Origin of the sequence: Halomonas sp. ALS9 (assembly GCF_001651035.1) — a bacterium.
Taxonomy (GTDB): Bacteria; Pseudomonadota; Gammaproteobacteria; order Pseudomonadales; family Halomonadaceae; genus Vreelandella.
In genome coordinates this window covers 36433-52470 of sequence record NZ_LXRG01000109.1, presented here as the reverse complement: position 1 = coordinate 52470, position 16038 = coordinate 36433, and the positions used below count along the sequence as shown (strand labels likewise).

Below are 16038 nucleotides of genomic sequence, written 5' to 3'. Positions count from 1 at the left end.
TAACAGTCGTCACGGATGCAGGTGGACGAAGGCATATTCATCTGGAGGAACGTCGATTATGAGAAACGTCGAACGAATCACCTCGGTTAAAAGCGAATTGCTCGATATCTTTATGAGTATGGAAGTGGATGAGCACGCTCAGCGCCAGCGCAGCGCAGCCCAACGTAGCTTAAGGGCGCGGCGGGGTATTGAGCTGCATCGAGAGTTTCAGAAGTTATCGCGGGATATCGCCCCCTTACCCGATGAAGATCGGCAAGAGAGCGAGTTGCACTGAGACGGCACTGAGAACATTGCCATGTGGCAATGCCTGATATGAGATCTAGCCGTTTTAAAGCATGCTAATAGGCGCTCGGCTCTAGAATCCAAAGAGCCGAGCAGACCCGTATTAAAGAATACCGGCGAGGAACACCACGATAACGCCGATCGGTGCGATAAAGCGTGCCACAATGTTCCACACGCTGAGCCCTGTTGCAGACAGCGCCAGTTCTTCCTCAACGCTCTTGCGATCCAGGCACCACGCGACAAATACGACGGCTCCCAGTCCGGTAAGCGGGAGTAGAATTTTCGCCGTGAAGGTATCCAGCAAGTCAAAGATATTCAGCCCGAAGAATAAGACGTCAGACCACAGGTTGAACGACAGCAGCGCTGCAACACCCAATAGCCACACGCAAATACCGCTAACCAGGGTTGCTGGAATGCGCGACAGCGGAGTGCGCTCTTCAAGCATCGCGACGGTGGGTTCCAACAATGAGATCGCTGAGGTTAACGCGGCAAAAGTCAGCAGCAGGAAGAACATCAGTCCCAGGATGGCGCCGCCAGTTATATTGCCAAACGCGATAGGCAGGGTGACAAAGATCAGCCCCGGGCCTTCGCCGGCACTCAAGCCATTAGCAAAGACGATGGGGAAAATAGCCAAACCGGCAAGCAGCGCAATGGCGGTATCAATAATGATGACCGTGCGCGCTGTGCTCAGCAGATTGACGTCTTCGCCAAGGTACGAGCCGTAGGCCATCATGATGCCCATCCCGAGTGACAGCGTGAAGAACGCCTGGCCCATGGCCGCAAGCACCACGCCGCCATTCAGCGCGCCCCAGTCAGGGCTGAACATAAACGTTAAGGTTTCACCGAAGTGGCCGGTGGTCATTCCGTAACCCACCAAAATCAGCATCAAAATGACCAACGCAGGCATCAACGAGCGCGCGGCGCTCTCAAGTCCCTTGGTCACGCCGCGGGCAACGATGCCGATAACCAGTAGCATAAAGGCGCTGTGCCAGAGCAGCAGCGTGCCGGGGCTTGCAAGCATTCCGTTGAAGATCTCGCCAATACTTTCGGCATTTTGGCCGCTGAAGGTGCCAATGACCGAGCTCAGCGTATAGTTAAGCGACCAGCCGCCAATCACACTGTAGAAAGACAGGATCAGAAAGCCGGCGACTACGCCGCTGATACCGACCAGTGCCCACCCCTTAGACTTACCGCTTTGATGGGCGAGATCCTTCATGCTGTCGATGGGGTTTTTCTGGCCGCGTCGGCCAATCATCCACTCAGAAAGCAGAATGGGCACGCCGACCAATGCCACGCAGGCAAGATAGACCAGCACGAAAGCGGCACCACCGCTTTCACCAACCAAATAAGAGAACCGCCAAATATTCCCCAGGCCTACCGCTGAACCAGCGGCGGCCAGCACAAAGGCCATGCGCGATGACCATTGTGCGTGTGCAAGTTTTGCCATGACACACCTTCTTTTAATCAGTTGTAATGAGTTTTTCGGTGCGATACACCGTTTTTTCGGAAAAATGCGTCATTGTCGGCGTCTTTTTCCGAAAGTAAACGCAATTTATCTGATCGAAAGGAAGCATGCCAGTTAGCTCACCTAAAAAAGCGGTCTAAAACAGCTGGCTTTGCTTTTCACCGGCGAAGGGGGCAAGTGGGGGTAATGGCGTCACTTCTCCTAGCGCGTTATAGAGGATGCGAGCCATGTGGGGAGACTCGCGGTTATCCGCAGTATGCACAAATAAGAAAGGGGTTTTCCCCTGATTTATCCACAGCTTTAGGCGGTCTTTCCAGGCGGTGAAGTAGCTGCTATTAATCGTTTTGTCAATATGGCCAATGAAACGAATGACAGGAACATTTGCCGTGGAAAGCACGTGTAGCGGGAGTTTCGGCTTTTCTTGCTGAGCGTGGGCCAAGCCCAAATGGTCATTTGCCGGAGTCGAGAAGAGCGGGCGCACGTCAAGCATCACGCGATTGGCTGAATAAGTTATCAACAGGCGGTTGAGGGCCGTTTCGGCAGCCCCTTTGTGGAAAAACTCAGGGTGGCGAACCTCGACCGCGCAAGGCAAATGGGCAGGCCAAGCTTTAAGCAGCGCTTCAAGTTGGGGAAGCTCTTGAGGGCCAAAATCACGCGGCAACTGCACCATGGTTGGCCCTAGGCGATCATGAAGCGGTTCTAGCGCCGCTAAAAATGCCCAAGCGTCTTCCAAGCGCGTTAACCGCTGATCGTGGGTGATGCTGGCAGGTAATTTAAAACAGAAGCGAAAGTGGGGTGGTGCTTGGCGCGCCCAGGCAGCAATAGTTTCTGGCTTTGGGGTGCCGCTATAAAAGGTAGTATTGCCCTCAACGCTGGAAAACACCGCGGCGTAATCGGTTAACAGCTCAGTTTTAGCGTGGCGTGGATAAAGGTTGCCCAACCAGTCTTGATTGGCCCACATGGGCAAGCCTAGATAAAGAGGAAGCGTCATGAGTGCCAGCCTACGTCAACAAGATCAAGCGCTAATATAACAGGCTAAGAAGCTTGGCTGTTAAGCGCTGAGAGCGGCTTTTAAATGGCTTTTATTTGTAGCAAGGCGCGGAAAAAGTGAAATTGTTAATGCCTCGATAGCGCTACTATGTAGGTACCACCCTTATATGGGCCGCTATAGCCGTTTACAAACAGGATAGCCCGATGAGTTCAACTTACGTTAGCAGTGATGAAATTCGCGACCAGTTTTCCCGCGCGATGTCGGCAATGTATCAGCAAGAGGTACCCCAATACGGCACCTTGCTGTCGCTGGTTGAGGCGGTTAACCAAACGGTATTAGCCGCAAACCCCAGGCTAAATAGTGAACTGCAAACCAGCGATGAGCTGGCGCGTATCAACGTTGAACGCCACGGCGCTATTCGAGTGGGTAGCCCAAACGAATTAGCCATGCTGCGGCGCATGTTCGTCGTAATGGGTATGGAACCGGTAGGCTACTATGATCTAGCTGCGGCGGGCGTACCGGTTCACTCCACGGCGTTTCGGCCGGTGGAGGATAGTGCGCTTAAGCGTAATCCATTTCGTGTGTTTACCTCGTTACTACGCCTTGAGTTGATTGAAAAAGCGGAGCTCAGAGAGCAGGCGAGTGAAATTTTAAAGGCCCGCGATATCTTCACTGCCAACGTCAAAACACTGGTTGAGCGTTTTGAGCAACAGGGCGGCCTAAGTGCCGAGGATGCCGAGCAGTTTGTGCAGGAAGCGTTGGAAACGTTTCGCTGGCACGACAACGCCACGGTCGATTTGGCGACCTATGAGCGTTTGCACGCCGAACACCGCTTAATCGCTGATGTGGTCTGCTTCCGTGGCCCGCACATTAACCACCTAACGCCGAGAACGCTGGATATTGATGACGTGCAGCGGCGTATGCCGAGCGTGGGCATTGACCCTAAAGCGACTATTGAAGGCCCGCCGCGTCGCGATTGCCCGATACTGTTGCGCCAAACCAGTTTTAAAGCACTGGAAGAGACCATCGCATTCGCGGACGCTGTTGAGGGTAAGCACACCGCCCGCTTTGGCGAAATTGAACAGCGCGGTATTGCGTTAACCGCTAAAGGGCGTGAGCTTTATGATCGTCTGCTAGCCTCCGCCAAGGAAAATGCACCTATGGCAGTGGATAATGACGCTCATCAAGCGCATTTATCGGATGTGTTTAAAGCATTTCCCGATGATTACGCTACGCTGCGCCGTGAGAGGTTGGCTTTTTTCCACTACCAAGCAGTTCCGGGAGCCTCTGTGCAAGGGCCGGTTTCAGTTGAGCGGGTGGAGAGCTTGATCGAACAAGGCGCCCTCAGAGTTACCCCCATGATTTATGAAGATTTCTTGCCCGTAAGTGCGGCCGGTATTTTTCAATCCAACCTGGGTGGAAGCAGTCATGATAACTATGCCAGCAGCGCAAGCCAGCAGGCGTTTGAGCAGGCCCTGGGCAGAGCCGTCATCGATGAAATCGAGCTATATACCCAGCGCCAGCAAACATCGCTTGAACAGGCGCTGGTGAACCTGGCGGGTTAGCAGCTAATAGTGGTGCGAATTAGGCGGGCTTTTGACTGTAGGAGCGGCAAGTACTCTTTCAGTAGCGTATCTAAATCGATACGTGCAGCATTAGTGCTAATGTTGATAGCGCCCAATAGTTTGCCATTGGCATCAAAGGCCGGAACTGCCAGCGAGCGTAAGCCTGAATCCAGCTCTTGATCGGCGATGGCGTAACCTTGCTGGCGCGCCTTGTGAATACACTTTTTAAGCTCACTTTTGGTGGTAAACGTTTTATCGGTATAGCGCTCTAACGTCAGCCGCTCCAAGTAGGCTTCCAGTTCCGCTTCTGACAATTGAGCGAGCAGAACGCGTCCCATTGAAGTATGTGCTGCTGGCAAGCGAGTCCCTACGGATAGCGTAATGGCCATTAGTCTATGGCGCGCCGCTGAACGGGCTACATAGATAACCTCATCGCCATCCAGCACGCCTAAAGAGGATGACTCGCCACACTCGTTGGTGATCTCCTCCAGATACTGCTGAATAGCGCTGCGGTAATTATTGGCGGACAAAAACGAGTAGCCCAGTTGAAGCACCCGCGGCGCTAGCTCAAAGTAACGCTGCTGTTTGCGTACATAGCCTAACGCATGCAGGGTGAGCAGAAAGCGTCGGGCCTTGGCCCTGTTCATGCCCGTGCGCGCGGCCACTTCGCTAAGCGTCATGCGTGGGTGACTTTCATCAAAGGCTAAAATCACTTCCAGGCCGCTCGCCAGCGCTGTTACGAAGTCGCGGTCATCGGGGGTTAACATTTCATCCAGAAGCTGCTCTTCCATCGGTGTCCACTCATCGGAATAGGCGTAAATTTAAAAGACCAATATAGCATATTGTTCGAATAGCGAACATATATGCGCTGCTCGCTATAGAAGGTTGAGCGCTTGAACCAATGTGCATAGATCTTTAATCGTGACGACATCGTTTGGAAAAGGGGATTGAGCGGGATTCGCGGTGACACCAACAAAAAGCGTTCCGTTTGAGCGTGCGGCGCGATAGTCATTATACGAATCGCCAATCATAACGGTGGCTTTCGCTGCCAGCTGGTGTCGGGTGAGTAAGTTGCGTAAACCCGTGGCTTTATCCGGGGGCGCGCCCACCACTTCTTTAAAGTAAAGCGCCAATTGGCGCTGCGCCACAATAGCCTTGAGTTCCTGTTCGGGTGTGGCAGAGAGCAGATACTGCGGACGTTGGTTGTGCCAACCACTTAAAAATTCTAGCGCTCCAGGAATTGGCGGTGCGGCTAGTAAACGCTCTTCGACACTGGCTTTAAATTGCTGACAAAGCGCCTGGATACGGGCGTTACTGGCTGGCTTGCCCAGTATATGCTCTTCAATATGGCGAAACTTGACCTCTCTAGGCTGGCCACCGCGGCGGCTGAGGTAAGCCACAACGGCGCGATACTGGCTTTCAGGCGCCTGACGATATACGTCGGCAAACGCCTGGCGCTTTAGGGTTGCAGAGTCGAGAACAACGCCATCGAAGTCAAATACCAATGCGTATAAAGGGATCGTATCGTCATCACTCACGGAGCTGCTCCGCTGGCTAGGTTCCAAGCAAAAACGGCACTATACCTGGACGGTAAGTGCCGTTATACGAACGTTAGCTACGTTTGAAGCGTGAATATAACCAACCTTTGAGGGGAGTGTTGCCCAGTAAAACCAGCACGATTACCGAGGTAAGCACTAATGACAGCGGGTTGATTACCAGCGCAAGCAGGAAGTCGACACTGCTGTCGCCGACCGATGACATGGCCTGACGGTATGACTGATCCAGCAGCGGGCCAAGGATAACACCAAGAATAATCGGGCCCATCTGAAAACCGAACATCTTCAACCAGTAGCCCAAAATGCCAAAGCCTAGCATCCAATAAACTTCTGTCATGCTGCTGTTAAGCGAGTAGGTACCCACCACACACAGCACCAATATCAGCGGGATCATAATCGCTTTTGGCACTTCAACAATTTTTGAGAAAAGCTTAATACCGGTTAGTCCAAAGATGAGCAGAAAAATATTGGCCAATGCCAAGTTGCCGACCGTAAACCAAAAGATATACGGCGTCTCGATCATCAGCATCGGGCCTGGGTTCAGGCCATGAATAACCAGGGCACCGATAATAACGGCGGTGACCGCGTCGCCTGGCATGCCCAGGGTAAGCATAGGCACGTAAGCGCCACCCACCGCGGCGTTATTGGCGGTTTCAGGTGCCACAAGCCCTTCATACGCACCTTCGCCAAAAGGCACTTCAGGGTTTTTAACGGTGCGCTTGGCGTGATCATAGGCAAACAGTGACGCAATATCGCCGCCGGTGCCCGGCAGTGCGCCAACCACGACGCCGATAATAGAGGTGCGTAAAGAGAGCGGTAAAAACTTGAGCACCATATTAAGAGGCGGAACGATCTTGTCAACGTTCTGTTTAACGGGCACTTTGGCCATATTGTGCAGCTGGTAAAATGCTTCCGCGACCCCAAACAGGCCGATCATGACGACGACGTAATGAATCCCGCCCAGCAGCTCCATACTGCCCATGGTGAGGCGTGGCTGGGCGGTGACCATGTCCATGCCGACCAAGCCAATGGTGGCACCCAGGGCGACAGAGAAAATACCGCGTGCCAGTGATTTACCCGACAGCGAGCTGACCAATAGCAAGCCCATGGCAGCGATTAAAAAGTAGTCGCGGGGTGCAAACTTAAGTGCAAGGTCGGCAAGGTGTGGTGCCGTAGCAGCGAGTACAACAACACCGATCAAACCACCGATTACTGACATTACGGTACTTAGACCAATTGCTTTACCCGCTTCCCCTTTTTGGGCTAACGGGTAGCCGTCAAAGGCGGTAGTGACCGCTGATGGGGCACCAGGAATATTGAGTAAGATAGCGGTGCGCGAACCGCCGTAAACGCCACCAACGTAAATGCCCACCATCAGCGCTAGCGCGTTATTAATCTCCCAGGAAAACGTAAAGGAAATCAGAATGGAGACGGCCATCGTAACCGAGAGGCCGGGAATAGCGCCGATGTAAATACCGGCAATAACGCCAAGGGCAGTCAAGCCCAATAGACCTGGATCAAGCCAAGCCATGAGCAGATAGGAGAAGGTATCACTCATTGGATGCCTCGGGGTTCATAATCAAGGAAGATAGACACGAAACACTATCGTGAAAAGCATATAAATTATCGCAATGGCGAGAGAGGCAATCACTAAAGAGCTAATGATTTTTCCTTGACGATAATAAATGAACATAGCGGCTAAAAAGATAAAGGTACTTATATAGAAGCTTGTCCATACGATAGCGACTAAATAGAGCATCGATACTATCGAGAACACCACAATATGCGTTTTAAAATGTTCATGTAAAAACACTTTAAACTCTTGGCTAGCGCTGCGAATTTGGGGATCTCGCTGCTTGCGTCGATGGCTGAAAAGAATCGCTATTGAGGAGACCAGCATTATCAAGGCTAGACCGACAGGAAAAGAGCCAGCTGAATTTAGCTGCACTCCATTATCGATACGATAAGCCTCGTAGAGAACGCCGGCACTAAACAGCAACAGCAGCCAGTCGAATACTTTTTCACCCGCACGAACGCGCTCGATTTTTTTAGTCATACAGAGACTCCAAGGGGACAGGTGATTAGCCTGCCCCCTAAGTCATAGGAAGATAGCGTTAGGGGCGTGGAATACCCAGCTCTTCAGGGGATTTCTCGACCGCATCCGCTTCGAACATTGACCACGCTGTGACGGATTGCCAGTTATCCAGGTATTGCTGCGCTTCTTCGCCGTTTAGGTTGAGCGATTCGCCACCAAAATTAGTCAGGAATTCTTGGAAACCATCGCTGGCAACGGCCTGCTCGTAAGCATCTTCCAAGGTGGCTTTAACGTCATCGGGTGTATCTTCATGCACAAAGACACCCCAGAACGGCCCCCAGGGCAAGAATGAATCGAGTCCGGGAAGCGCATCGGTAATCGGTGGAACGTCCGGCAGGTCTTCCAGCTCTTCGCTACCCAGCACGGCCAGGCCCTTCAGGCGGCCAGCACGGATCTGTTCGGCCACCGCGGAAAGACTTAGCGGCATAAAGTCGATATGTTCACCCAGCAGGGCTGTAACGCCTGGGCCATCGCCGCCGAAGGTCACTGTACGCACATTAAGATCGTCGACAGAGTTGATCATTGCGTGAATCGTACTGGGCAAGCCACCGGCACCCGTTCCGCCCATTTTGAGCTCGTCGGGGTTTTCGTGGGCGTACTCAAGCAGCTCCGCAAAAGTATCGAAGGGGCTATTAGGATGGGTCGCGATAACAACCCGACCCTGGCCGATAATATTGATAGGGTACATATCATCGTAGGTGAAATCGGCTAAGCCCATCAGTGGGTATAGCTGAGGGTTCTCTGCACCAAATAGCAGGTTATAGCCGTCAGGGCGCTGGCGCATGACATGGTTCATGCCAATAACGCCGGTACCGCCAGGGCGGTTGGTGAGAACAATCGTGGTATCCAGAACCTCTTCCACGTGGGGGGTTAGGCTGCGTACCACGTTATCGGTAGCGCCCCCGGCTCCCCACTGGATGGTGCCTTGGATATTACGCTCAGGGTAATCGGCGAGGGCGCTACCCGCGACGGCCAAGGAGCCGATGGCGATAGCCAACTGGGTGAAAAGTGGCTTAGTCATTATGCTTATCCTCCAACGAATTATTATATTAGTGCTGCTTAATGGCGATATTCGTTCGCCTTACGAACTTAAGTACTTAAGGCGAACACTAGAGGCCGGCATGGCGGCTGTCAATCAACAAACCTTCGTATAAGACCAAGGTTTAATATTGCGATGGCCTATTCAGCTTAATGTGAAACATGCTTGTTTAGCCGGTAGCAATAGAATTGTGAATGTATTAAGCGTTGTTTCTATTCACAATATTTCTATTAACAATAAATTTCTATTACGTATAGTAAAAGTTTATGACTAATCCAATGTTGGCAGTTGGGTACTGGTTGCCAGACACCCCACCCTATCGGGCATAATGCGAACTAACGAACGTTATGCGAACAATGGTCGTTTGTACGGGAAGCCATTGGCTCAGCCATAGCGACACATAATAGCGTCGTAGTGCTAAAGCACATTCGCTTGAATGCACTACCTGGGAGGAGGCTATGCGCGCCATTGCCACTGTTTGTCTAAGCGGAGACCTGCGGACTAAGCTGGAAGCCATCGCCCGTGCCGGATTTGATGGCGTAGAAATCTTTGAAAATGACCTACTCTCCTTCGATGGCTCACCCCAGGAAGTGCGTGCTCTGTGTGAGCGACTTGGGCTAACGATTGTTGCCTTTCAACCGTTTCGCGATTTTGAAGCAATGCCGGAACCTCAGCGCAGCCGCAATCTAAAGCGTGCCGAGCGTAAGTTCGAACTGATGGAGCAGCTAGGCACGGATTTTTTTCTGGTGTGTAGCAATGTATCCCCCCAGGCCGTCGACGATATGGATCGCGTAGTGGCCGATTTGCGCGAGCTTGCCGAACTGGCAGCAAAGCGTAATATTAGGGTGGGGTTTGAAGCCTTGGCCTGGGGGCGGCATATCTCAGACTACCGCGATGCCTGGGAAGCCGTGCGCCGAGTCGATCACGCTAATTTGGGCATAGTGCTCGATAGCTTTCATATTCTCTCCCGCGGTCATGACCTCTCTGCCATCGGCAAAATCCCTAAACAAAAAATCTTCTTCGTCCAGGTGGCCGATGCGCCGCTACTTGATATGGATGTACTGCAGTGGAGTCGCCATTTCCGCTGCTTCCCCGGCCAGGGGCGCCTTGCGCTGAAAGCCTTTATGGCTGAACTCGCCAAAACCGGTTACGACGGCCCGCTGTCGCTGGAAATTTTTAGCGACGCCTTCCGCGCTGCGCCAACTGAAATTACCGCTATGGATGGTCTTCGCTCGCTCATTCTGCTCGAAAACCTCATTGAGGATGGCCCCTGGGCAAGCCCTATTCCCCCGGCACCCAGCTATAACGGCATTCATTTTATTGAGTTTACCCTTGAAGAAGAGAGCGCCGCGCCGCTGGGCGAGTTTATCGATGCACTGGGCTTTCGCCATGTGGGCCGCCATCGCTCCAAAAATGTCGAACTCTGGAAGCAGGGCGAAATTCACCTGGTGCTCAATTTTGAAACGGATAGCTTTGCCCATACTTTCCGGCTGCTTCACGGTACCTCGGTGTGTGCGGTAGGTTTCCGTGTTGATGACGTTGAGCGCGGGCTGGCCCGTGCAAAAGCCTTTAAGGCACAGACATTCCGTGGCCAGGTGGGCGAAGACGAGATGGAAATCTCAGCGCTGCGGGGTATCGAAGGCAGCCTTGTGTACCTAGTGGATGACCAGGCCGCTGAAGACTTGCAGTGGCGAACCGATTTTGAGCTGTTTGACCAAGAGAGCCGCAATGAGGCAGGCCTTACCCGGGTAGATCACCTCTCTTACGTACTCCCTGCGACACAGCTACTCAGCTGGCAACTGTTTCATCGCACCGTATTTGGTTTCAATGCGGCTGCGGAGAACGAGATTATCGACCCAAGAGGCATGATGATCAGCCAAGCAGTGATTAGCCCTGAGCAGACTATTCGCATCCCGCTGACGGTTTCACAGGCCCAGGATACCCAGCCAGGGCGTTTTCTGAGCGAGTTTCGCGGTGGCGTGCAGCAGATCGCCTTTGAGAGCCACGATATCTTCGCCACGGTGGATGAACTCCAAGCGCGGGGGTTGCCGCTGCTGAAGATTCCGCAGAATTACTACGACGATCTTGAAGCGCGCTACGGGCTGGAAGAGGAGCTGTTAGAGGCAATGCGTAAACGCAATATTCTGTTTGACCGCAACGACGAAGGCGACTTCTTTCACGCCTATACGGAAACTTTCTCGGGCCGATTTTTCTTCGAAATCGTTGAGCGGCGTGGCGCCTATCAGCAGTTTGGCGCCGCAAACGCGGGCATTCGCTTGGCCGCTCAGGCCGCGCAGCGCTAATTCGCGGTGTTAGCCTATTTGTGCCTCAAGGCGTCGACGCCCGCAAGCGGTTCTGTAAAGATAAAGCCAAGCGCGAGGCGGCTGAACAGCAGCCAGCCACGCTATTTTGCCCTCGACCATCGTGAACTGCTCAAGGAAAATGCTATATGAGCCAAGGTAAAGTGTTAGTGCTGCATGGCCCTAATTTGAATCTGCTCGGCACTCGGCAGCCGGAGATTTATGGCTACGAGACCCTGGAAGACGTCAATAACGCGCTGCGGGAAAAAGCCGTGATGGCTGACTGGGAGCTAAACTGCCTGCAGAGCAACCACGAAGGCGCGCTGATTGACGCCATTCATGCGGCGCGGCTGGATGGCACCCAGGCGATTATTATCAATCCCGCTGCCTATACCCACACCTCGGTGGCCATTCTGGATGCGCTGAATGCCTTTGAAGGTAAGGTCATCGAAGTGCACATTTCCAATGTGCACAAGCGGGAAAGCTTCCGCCATCACTCCTATGTGTCGCTGCGTGCCGATGGCGTTATTGCCGGACTGGGAACTCAAGGCTATCAGGCGGCTTTGGACGCAATTATGTTATCCATGCTTTCGGCGAGTACTGCATAAGGTGAGATTTCAATAGCGGGGAAAGTTGTTATGGCGTAGCTGGAAGCTGGTTAGCGGTGAGAATTTTGCTGCGCCCTCTATGAATATTTGCTAATTCTGATTTATGAAGCAGAGTTTGCTAATTATCTTACTAAGTTAAATACACTTTAGTTTCAATAATTTATACTAAAGTCGTGTTTTTTGTGACTAAAGTAAAAGAGTAACCTCGCTGTATGTAATACGAATAGATGTACGAAATGCGAACATAAAAATAATGCAATACACAGGAAGATAACAATGAATAAACTCCTTAGCGCAACATGTCTGGCTGCCTGCGGAAGTGCCCTAGCGCTTGGTCTTACCGTCTCCTCTGCCAGTGCCAATGAGTGGCCTACTGACGATATTCGTCTTGTCGTCCCCTATGCCCCAGGTGGCACCACGGATGTTTTGTCCCGCCGCGTCGCGGATCTTCTTCAGCAAGAGCTTGATGCTAACGTGGTTGTGGAGAACCGCCCGGGGGCGGGTTCTACTGTGGGCACCGGTCGTCTCGCTCGAGGTGGCCGCGGTGTCGATCACACTATTTTGATGGCGTCTCCAGGGCACACCATTGGCGCTGCCATCTATCCTGACCTGGGCTATGATCCGGTTGAGGATTTTGTCTTCCTGCAAAACATGATCGATATCCCCAATGTCATGGTGGTTCCCGCCGATAGCCCTTATGAAAGTGTGATTGAGTTTGTTGAAGCGGCAAAAGAAGAGAACATGACGTTCAGCCACAGTGGCGTGGGCAGCTCCATCCATATGTCCGGTGAGTTATTTAAGACGCTGACTGAAACCAACATGACGGCAGTGCCTTTTGCCGGCAGCGGTGCGGCTCTTCCTGCGCTATTAGGCGGCGATGTCGATGTCTCTTTCGAGAACATGCCGACCGTCCTTTCTCATATTCGCTCGGGTGATTTGCGCGCTCTGGCGGTTACCTCCGCTGAGCGGTCAGAGTACCTGCCGGATGTGCCCACACTGTCGGAAGTGGGCGAGTATAACCTTGACCAGTTCGTCACGACGGCATGGTTTGGCCTGGTGGCACACAGCTCTTTCCCTGAAGAAGCGCAAAGCGTTATGCAGGACGCCCTTGCTAAAGTGATGGAACGTGAGGAGTTTTTGGACTTTGCTGATCAACTGGGCGCGGAACCGGGTCAGGTGTCTGGCGAAGAGTTCAAGCAGTTCATTGCCGATGAAGTCGAGCGTTGGGAAGGCGTTGCACAGCAGGCTGGCATTAGCCAGTAACTAAGTAGTCTTCCGTCCTAACACTGAGGCGAGGGCTGCTACCCTCGCCTCTCTTGTTTCCCAGGAGAAGGCCGCGATGACACCTTCGGGTTCCAAGCGCAGAGTAAAAGTAAAAGATACTAGCGACCTCATCACCGGCATCGTCTTGCTGGGGTTTGCCATCGTGTTGGTCTTTTATCTGGTGCCTAACTATATAAACGAACCGCCGATCCTACAAAACCCAATGATGTCGCCGCGCTGGCTGCCAGCGATCATCGGCTGGCTGATCCTGCTGTTTTCGATTCTGCTCATTCTTCAGGCCTTCATTTTGGAAGGGAAAACCGAGGAGGATGAGAGAGCGATTGAGAAAGGCTCCACGCGGCGTTTCGTGCTAATGGTGCTGTCGCTGGTGATATATGTTGCCTTGTTTGAGGCGATGGGCGCCGTGTTCTGCGGCATTTTGGCAACATTAGTTCTTTTCGTAGCGCACCCGGTACGCACTTGGTGGGTATATAGCCTGGCATTTCTGTTTCCTATTATCGTGGCGCTCTTATTCGTAGAAGTAATGAACGTGCCACTACCGATAATGCCGCTCGGTTTCTGATTCGCTACTTATTTTTCTGGGTGCCCTATGGAAAACTTTTCGGAAGTCGTTGGCATATTCTTTAGTCTGGACAACTTTCTGGCCATAGCCGTAGGCGTGGTTATCGGCGTGGTGGTTGGTTCCATCCCCGGTTTAACCGCCACCATGGCGGTGGCATTGGCACTCCCCTTCACTTTCTCTATGCAGCCGGTGGCGGCTATCCTGCTGCTAGTAGGTATCTATAAAGGGGGGATGTACGGCGGCTCGATTACCGCGATTCTAATCAGAACCCCGGGCTCACCCGCTTCGGCCTGTACTTTGCTAGACGGCTATCCAATGGCCCAGCAGGGGCATGCCAAAAAAGCACTAAAGGCTGCGCTTTACTCGTCGGTCATTGCCGATTTTATCTCCAACATTGCGCTGATCTTTTTTGCCGCCTACTTGGCCAAAATTGCGCTGAACTTCGGTGCGCCAGAATTTTTCTGGCTGATCTGTTTTTCTCTCACCATTATCATCTCTCTGGCCAGCGGCTCTATGATCAAGGGCTTGATGGCAGCGCTGCTAGGTATTTTGTTATCCATGGTAGGGCTGGATGAGGTCTTCGGTTCACAGCGGCTTACCTTCGGCAACTACAACTTAATGGACAGCATCTCCTTTATTCCCCTGTTGATTGGGCTTTTTGCTATTCCAGAGATTATCGAGTTTTATCGTAAGAAAGCCATTCCTCATATTAAGGCTAAGGCGAGTGGTGCTGGTTTGGCCTTCTCTGAGCTAAAACGTTGCATGAAAAGCATTGTGCGGGGCAGCTTAATTGGCGTCATTATTGGCGCTATTCCTGGCACTGGAGCGACGGCGGCAGCGTTCATTTCCTACAGCGATGCACGCAGGCGCTCTCCCAACAAAGCCAATTTCGGCAAGGGCGAGGTAGAAGGGGTGGCCGCGGCGGAGGCCGGTAACAATGGCGTTGCCGGGGCGACATTAATTCCGCTGTTATCGCTAGGGATTCCTGGGGATGTCATCACCGCCATTATCCTGGGTGCTTTTATGGTGCATGGCTTAACCCCTGGCCCGCTTATGTTCCAGGAAAATCTGTCGCTGATCTATGCACTGTTCCTGGGTATTATGTGCAGTTCGGTCATCCTGTTGGTGGTGGGTAACGTTGCCATCAAGTACTTCTCGTTAATTGCTGATATCCCCAAGTCAATCCTCTTTCCCATTGTCTTGATGTTCTGTGTCTACGGCGCTTATGCAGTCAATAACGCCACTTTCGACGTGGGGCTGATGTTGGCTTTTGGGGTTTTGGGATACATCTTCAATCGTACCGCCATACCCGCAGCGCCGTTTCTGATCGGTTTCATTCTGGGGCCGATGTTCGAAGACAACCTGCGTCGTTCTCTGCTCATCGGCTCCAACGACTTGTCGATCTTCGTGCGTGGGCCTATCACCTGGGTCTTCATCGTGCTGACGGTGGGCTCCATCGGTCTGGCAATCTATCGCTTTGCCGCGTCCCGACGTGGCACGCGTAATAGTACTGACGAATCACACCAAACGTGAGTTGCCCGGCCTAACCGACCGTCACTCCTCCGCAGACAAACAACGTCTGGCCAGTAATGAAACTGCTACGTTCGTCGCAGAAAAAACTGACAGCCTGGGCCACGTCTTCGGGCTGGCCCATGCGCTTTAACGGAATATTATCGATGATGCGGCGGGCGCGCTCAGAATCGGGGGGATTATTCTCCCAGAAGGCACTGGTAGCGATGGGCCCTGGGGCAACGCAGTTCACCGTAATGCCATGTTCCGCCAGCTCTAATGCCCAGGTGCGAGCCATGGATTGCAGCGCGCCTTTTGTGGCGCTGTAAATGGTGCGCGCCTCTTTGCCGAGTACTACGCGACTGGCATTGATGACGATGCGCCCCATGCCGGCTGCTTTCATTGAAGGCAGCAGTGCCTGCGTGCATATCAGCGCCGAACGTACGTTCAGGTGCATTAATCTATCGAAGTCTTCAATCTGCGTTTCTTCAAGCAGCGCCGGGGCGACAATGCCCACGTTATTGATCAGCCGGGTCACCCTATGGCGCGCAGCGATTTCCGCCATCACCCGGCGAGTGGCATCGGCATCGGCCAGGTCGACCAGAACGGCGTCTGCTCGCAAAGACTCTGCCTCCGGCTCAACGATATCCACCACGATAACGTGGTAACCCTCGTGCTGGAGACGCAGGGCAATGGCTTGGCCGATGTTTCTGGCGCCACCGGTCACCACGGCGCAGTGCTGCTGAGACGTTTTGTTTTGTCCAGGGTGTTGAGGCATTTTT

15 protein-coding genes are annotated in these 16038 nt (G+C 52.8%); 7 read left to right on the top strand and 8 right to left on the bottom strand.

The window, feature by feature from the left end; genetic code table 11:
- Window positions 1-58: 58 nt before the first annotated feature.
- Window positions 59-274: a PA3496 family putative envelope integrity protein gene (locus A6R74_RS08020; RefSeq protein ID WP_022521120.1), complete on the top strand. Its 216-nt coding sequence runs from the start codon at window positions 59-61 to the stop codon at window positions 272-274.
- 111 nt (window positions 275-385) lie between these two features.
- Here A6R74_RS08020 and A6R74_RS08015 read toward each other — a convergent pair whose 3' ends face one another.
- Window positions 386-1729: a sodium-dependent transporter gene (locus A6R74_RS08015; RefSeq protein ID WP_064234008.1), complete on the bottom strand. Its 1344-nt coding sequence runs from the start codon at window positions 1727-1729 to the stop codon at window positions 386-388.
- Window positions 1730-1883: 154 nt separating this feature from the next.
- Window positions 1884-2738: a DUF72 domain-containing protein gene (locus A6R74_RS08010; RefSeq protein ID WP_064234007.1), complete on the bottom strand. Its 855-nt coding sequence runs from the start codon at window positions 2736-2738 to the stop codon at window positions 1884-1886.
- A 203-nt stretch (window positions 2739-2941) separates the two neighbouring features.
- On the opposite strand from A6R74_RS08010, the gene hglS reads away from it, so the two are divergent.
- On the top strand, window positions 2942-4303 hold the full coding sequence (gene hglS / locus A6R74_RS08005; RefSeq protein WP_064234006.1) for a 2-oxoadipate dioxygenase/decarboxylase HglS: 1362 nt from the start codon (window positions 2942-2944) through the stop codon (window positions 4301-4303).
- Here the strand turns inward: hglS and A6R74_RS08000 are convergent.
- The 5 genes from A6R74_RS08000 to A6R74_RS07980 all read right to left on the bottom strand — a co-directional run bounded on the left by A6R74_RS08000 (window position 4300) and on the right by A6R74_RS07980 (window position 8975).
- Complete coding sequence (locus A6R74_RS08000) at window positions 4300-5094, bottom strand: IclR family transcriptional regulator domain-containing protein (RefSeq protein ID WP_064234005.1); 795 nt, start codon at window positions 5092-5094, stop codon at window positions 4300-4302. The genes hglS and A6R74_RS08000 overlap by 4 nt on opposite strands.
- An 84-nt stretch (window positions 5095-5178) precedes the next feature.
- Window positions 5179-5841: an HAD family hydrolase gene (locus A6R74_RS07995; RefSeq protein ID WP_064234004.1), complete on the bottom strand. Its 663-nt coding sequence runs from the start codon at window positions 5839-5841 to the stop codon at window positions 5179-5181.
- 73 nt (window positions 5842-5914) lie between these two features.
- Complete coding sequence (locus A6R74_RS07990; RefSeq protein WP_064234003.1) at window positions 5915-7417, bottom strand: tripartite tricarboxylate transporter permease; 1503 nt, start codon at window positions 7415-7417, stop codon at window positions 5915-5917.
- Between the two features lie 21 nt (window positions 7418-7438).
- Window positions 7439-7915, bottom strand: a complete 477-nt coding sequence (locus A6R74_RS07985) for a tripartite tricarboxylate transporter TctB family protein (RefSeq protein WP_064234002.1) — start codon at window positions 7913-7915, stop codon at window positions 7439-7441.
- Between the two features lie 58 nt (window positions 7916-7973).
- Window positions 7974-8975, bottom strand: a complete 1002-nt coding sequence (locus A6R74_RS07980; protein ID WP_064234001.1) for a tripartite tricarboxylate transporter substrate binding protein — start codon at window positions 8973-8975, stop codon at window positions 7974-7976.
- A gap of 476 nt (window positions 8976-9451) precedes the next feature.
- Here A6R74_RS07980 and A6R74_RS07975 point away from each other — a divergent pair, with 476 nt between their 5' ends.
- From A6R74_RS07975 to A6R74_RS07955, 5 genes are all read left to right on the top strand, one after another.
- A complete protein-coding gene (locus A6R74_RS07975) occupies window positions 9452-11296 on the top strand; it encodes a bifunctional sugar phosphate isomerase/epimerase/4-hydroxyphenylpyruvate dioxygenase family protein (RefSeq protein WP_064234000.1) in 1845 nt (614 codons plus the stop codon).
- A gap of 146 nt (window positions 11297-11442) precedes the next feature.
- Entirely contained in the window at window positions 11443-11901 is a 459-nt protein-coding gene (gene aroQ, locus A6R74_RS07970) for a type II 3-dehydroquinate dehydratase (protein WP_064233999.1), read from the top strand.
- Window positions 11902-12177: 276 nt separating this feature from the next.
- On the top strand, window positions 12178-13164 hold the full coding sequence (locus A6R74_RS07965) for a Bug family tripartite tricarboxylate transporter substrate binding protein (RefSeq protein WP_064233998.1): 987 nt from the start codon (window positions 12178-12180) through the stop codon (window positions 13162-13164).
- Between the two features lie 76 nt (window positions 13165-13240).
- The gene (locus A6R74_RS07960; RefSeq protein ID WP_064233997.1) at window positions 13241-13747 is read left to right on the top strand and encodes a tripartite tricarboxylate transporter TctB family protein; all 507 of its coding nucleotides are present in this window, start codon (window positions 13241-13243) and stop codon (window positions 13745-13747) included.
- A 27-nt stretch (window positions 13748-13774) separates the two neighbouring features.
- Window positions 13775-15280, top strand: coding sequence for a tripartite tricarboxylate transporter permease (locus A6R74_RS07955; RefSeq protein WP_064233996.1), 1506 nt, complete (start codon window positions 13775-13777; stop codon window positions 15278-15280).
- A gap of 10 nt (window positions 15281-15290) precedes the next feature.
- Here the strand turns inward: A6R74_RS07955 and A6R74_RS07950 are convergent, their stop codons facing one another.
- The gene (locus tag A6R74_RS07950; RefSeq protein ID WP_064233995.1) at window positions 15291-16034 is read right to left on the bottom strand and encodes an SDR family NAD(P)-dependent oxidoreductase; all 744 of its coding nucleotides are present in this window, start codon (window positions 16032-16034) and stop codon (window positions 15291-15293) included.
- Window positions 16035-16038 lie beyond the last annotated feature (4 nt).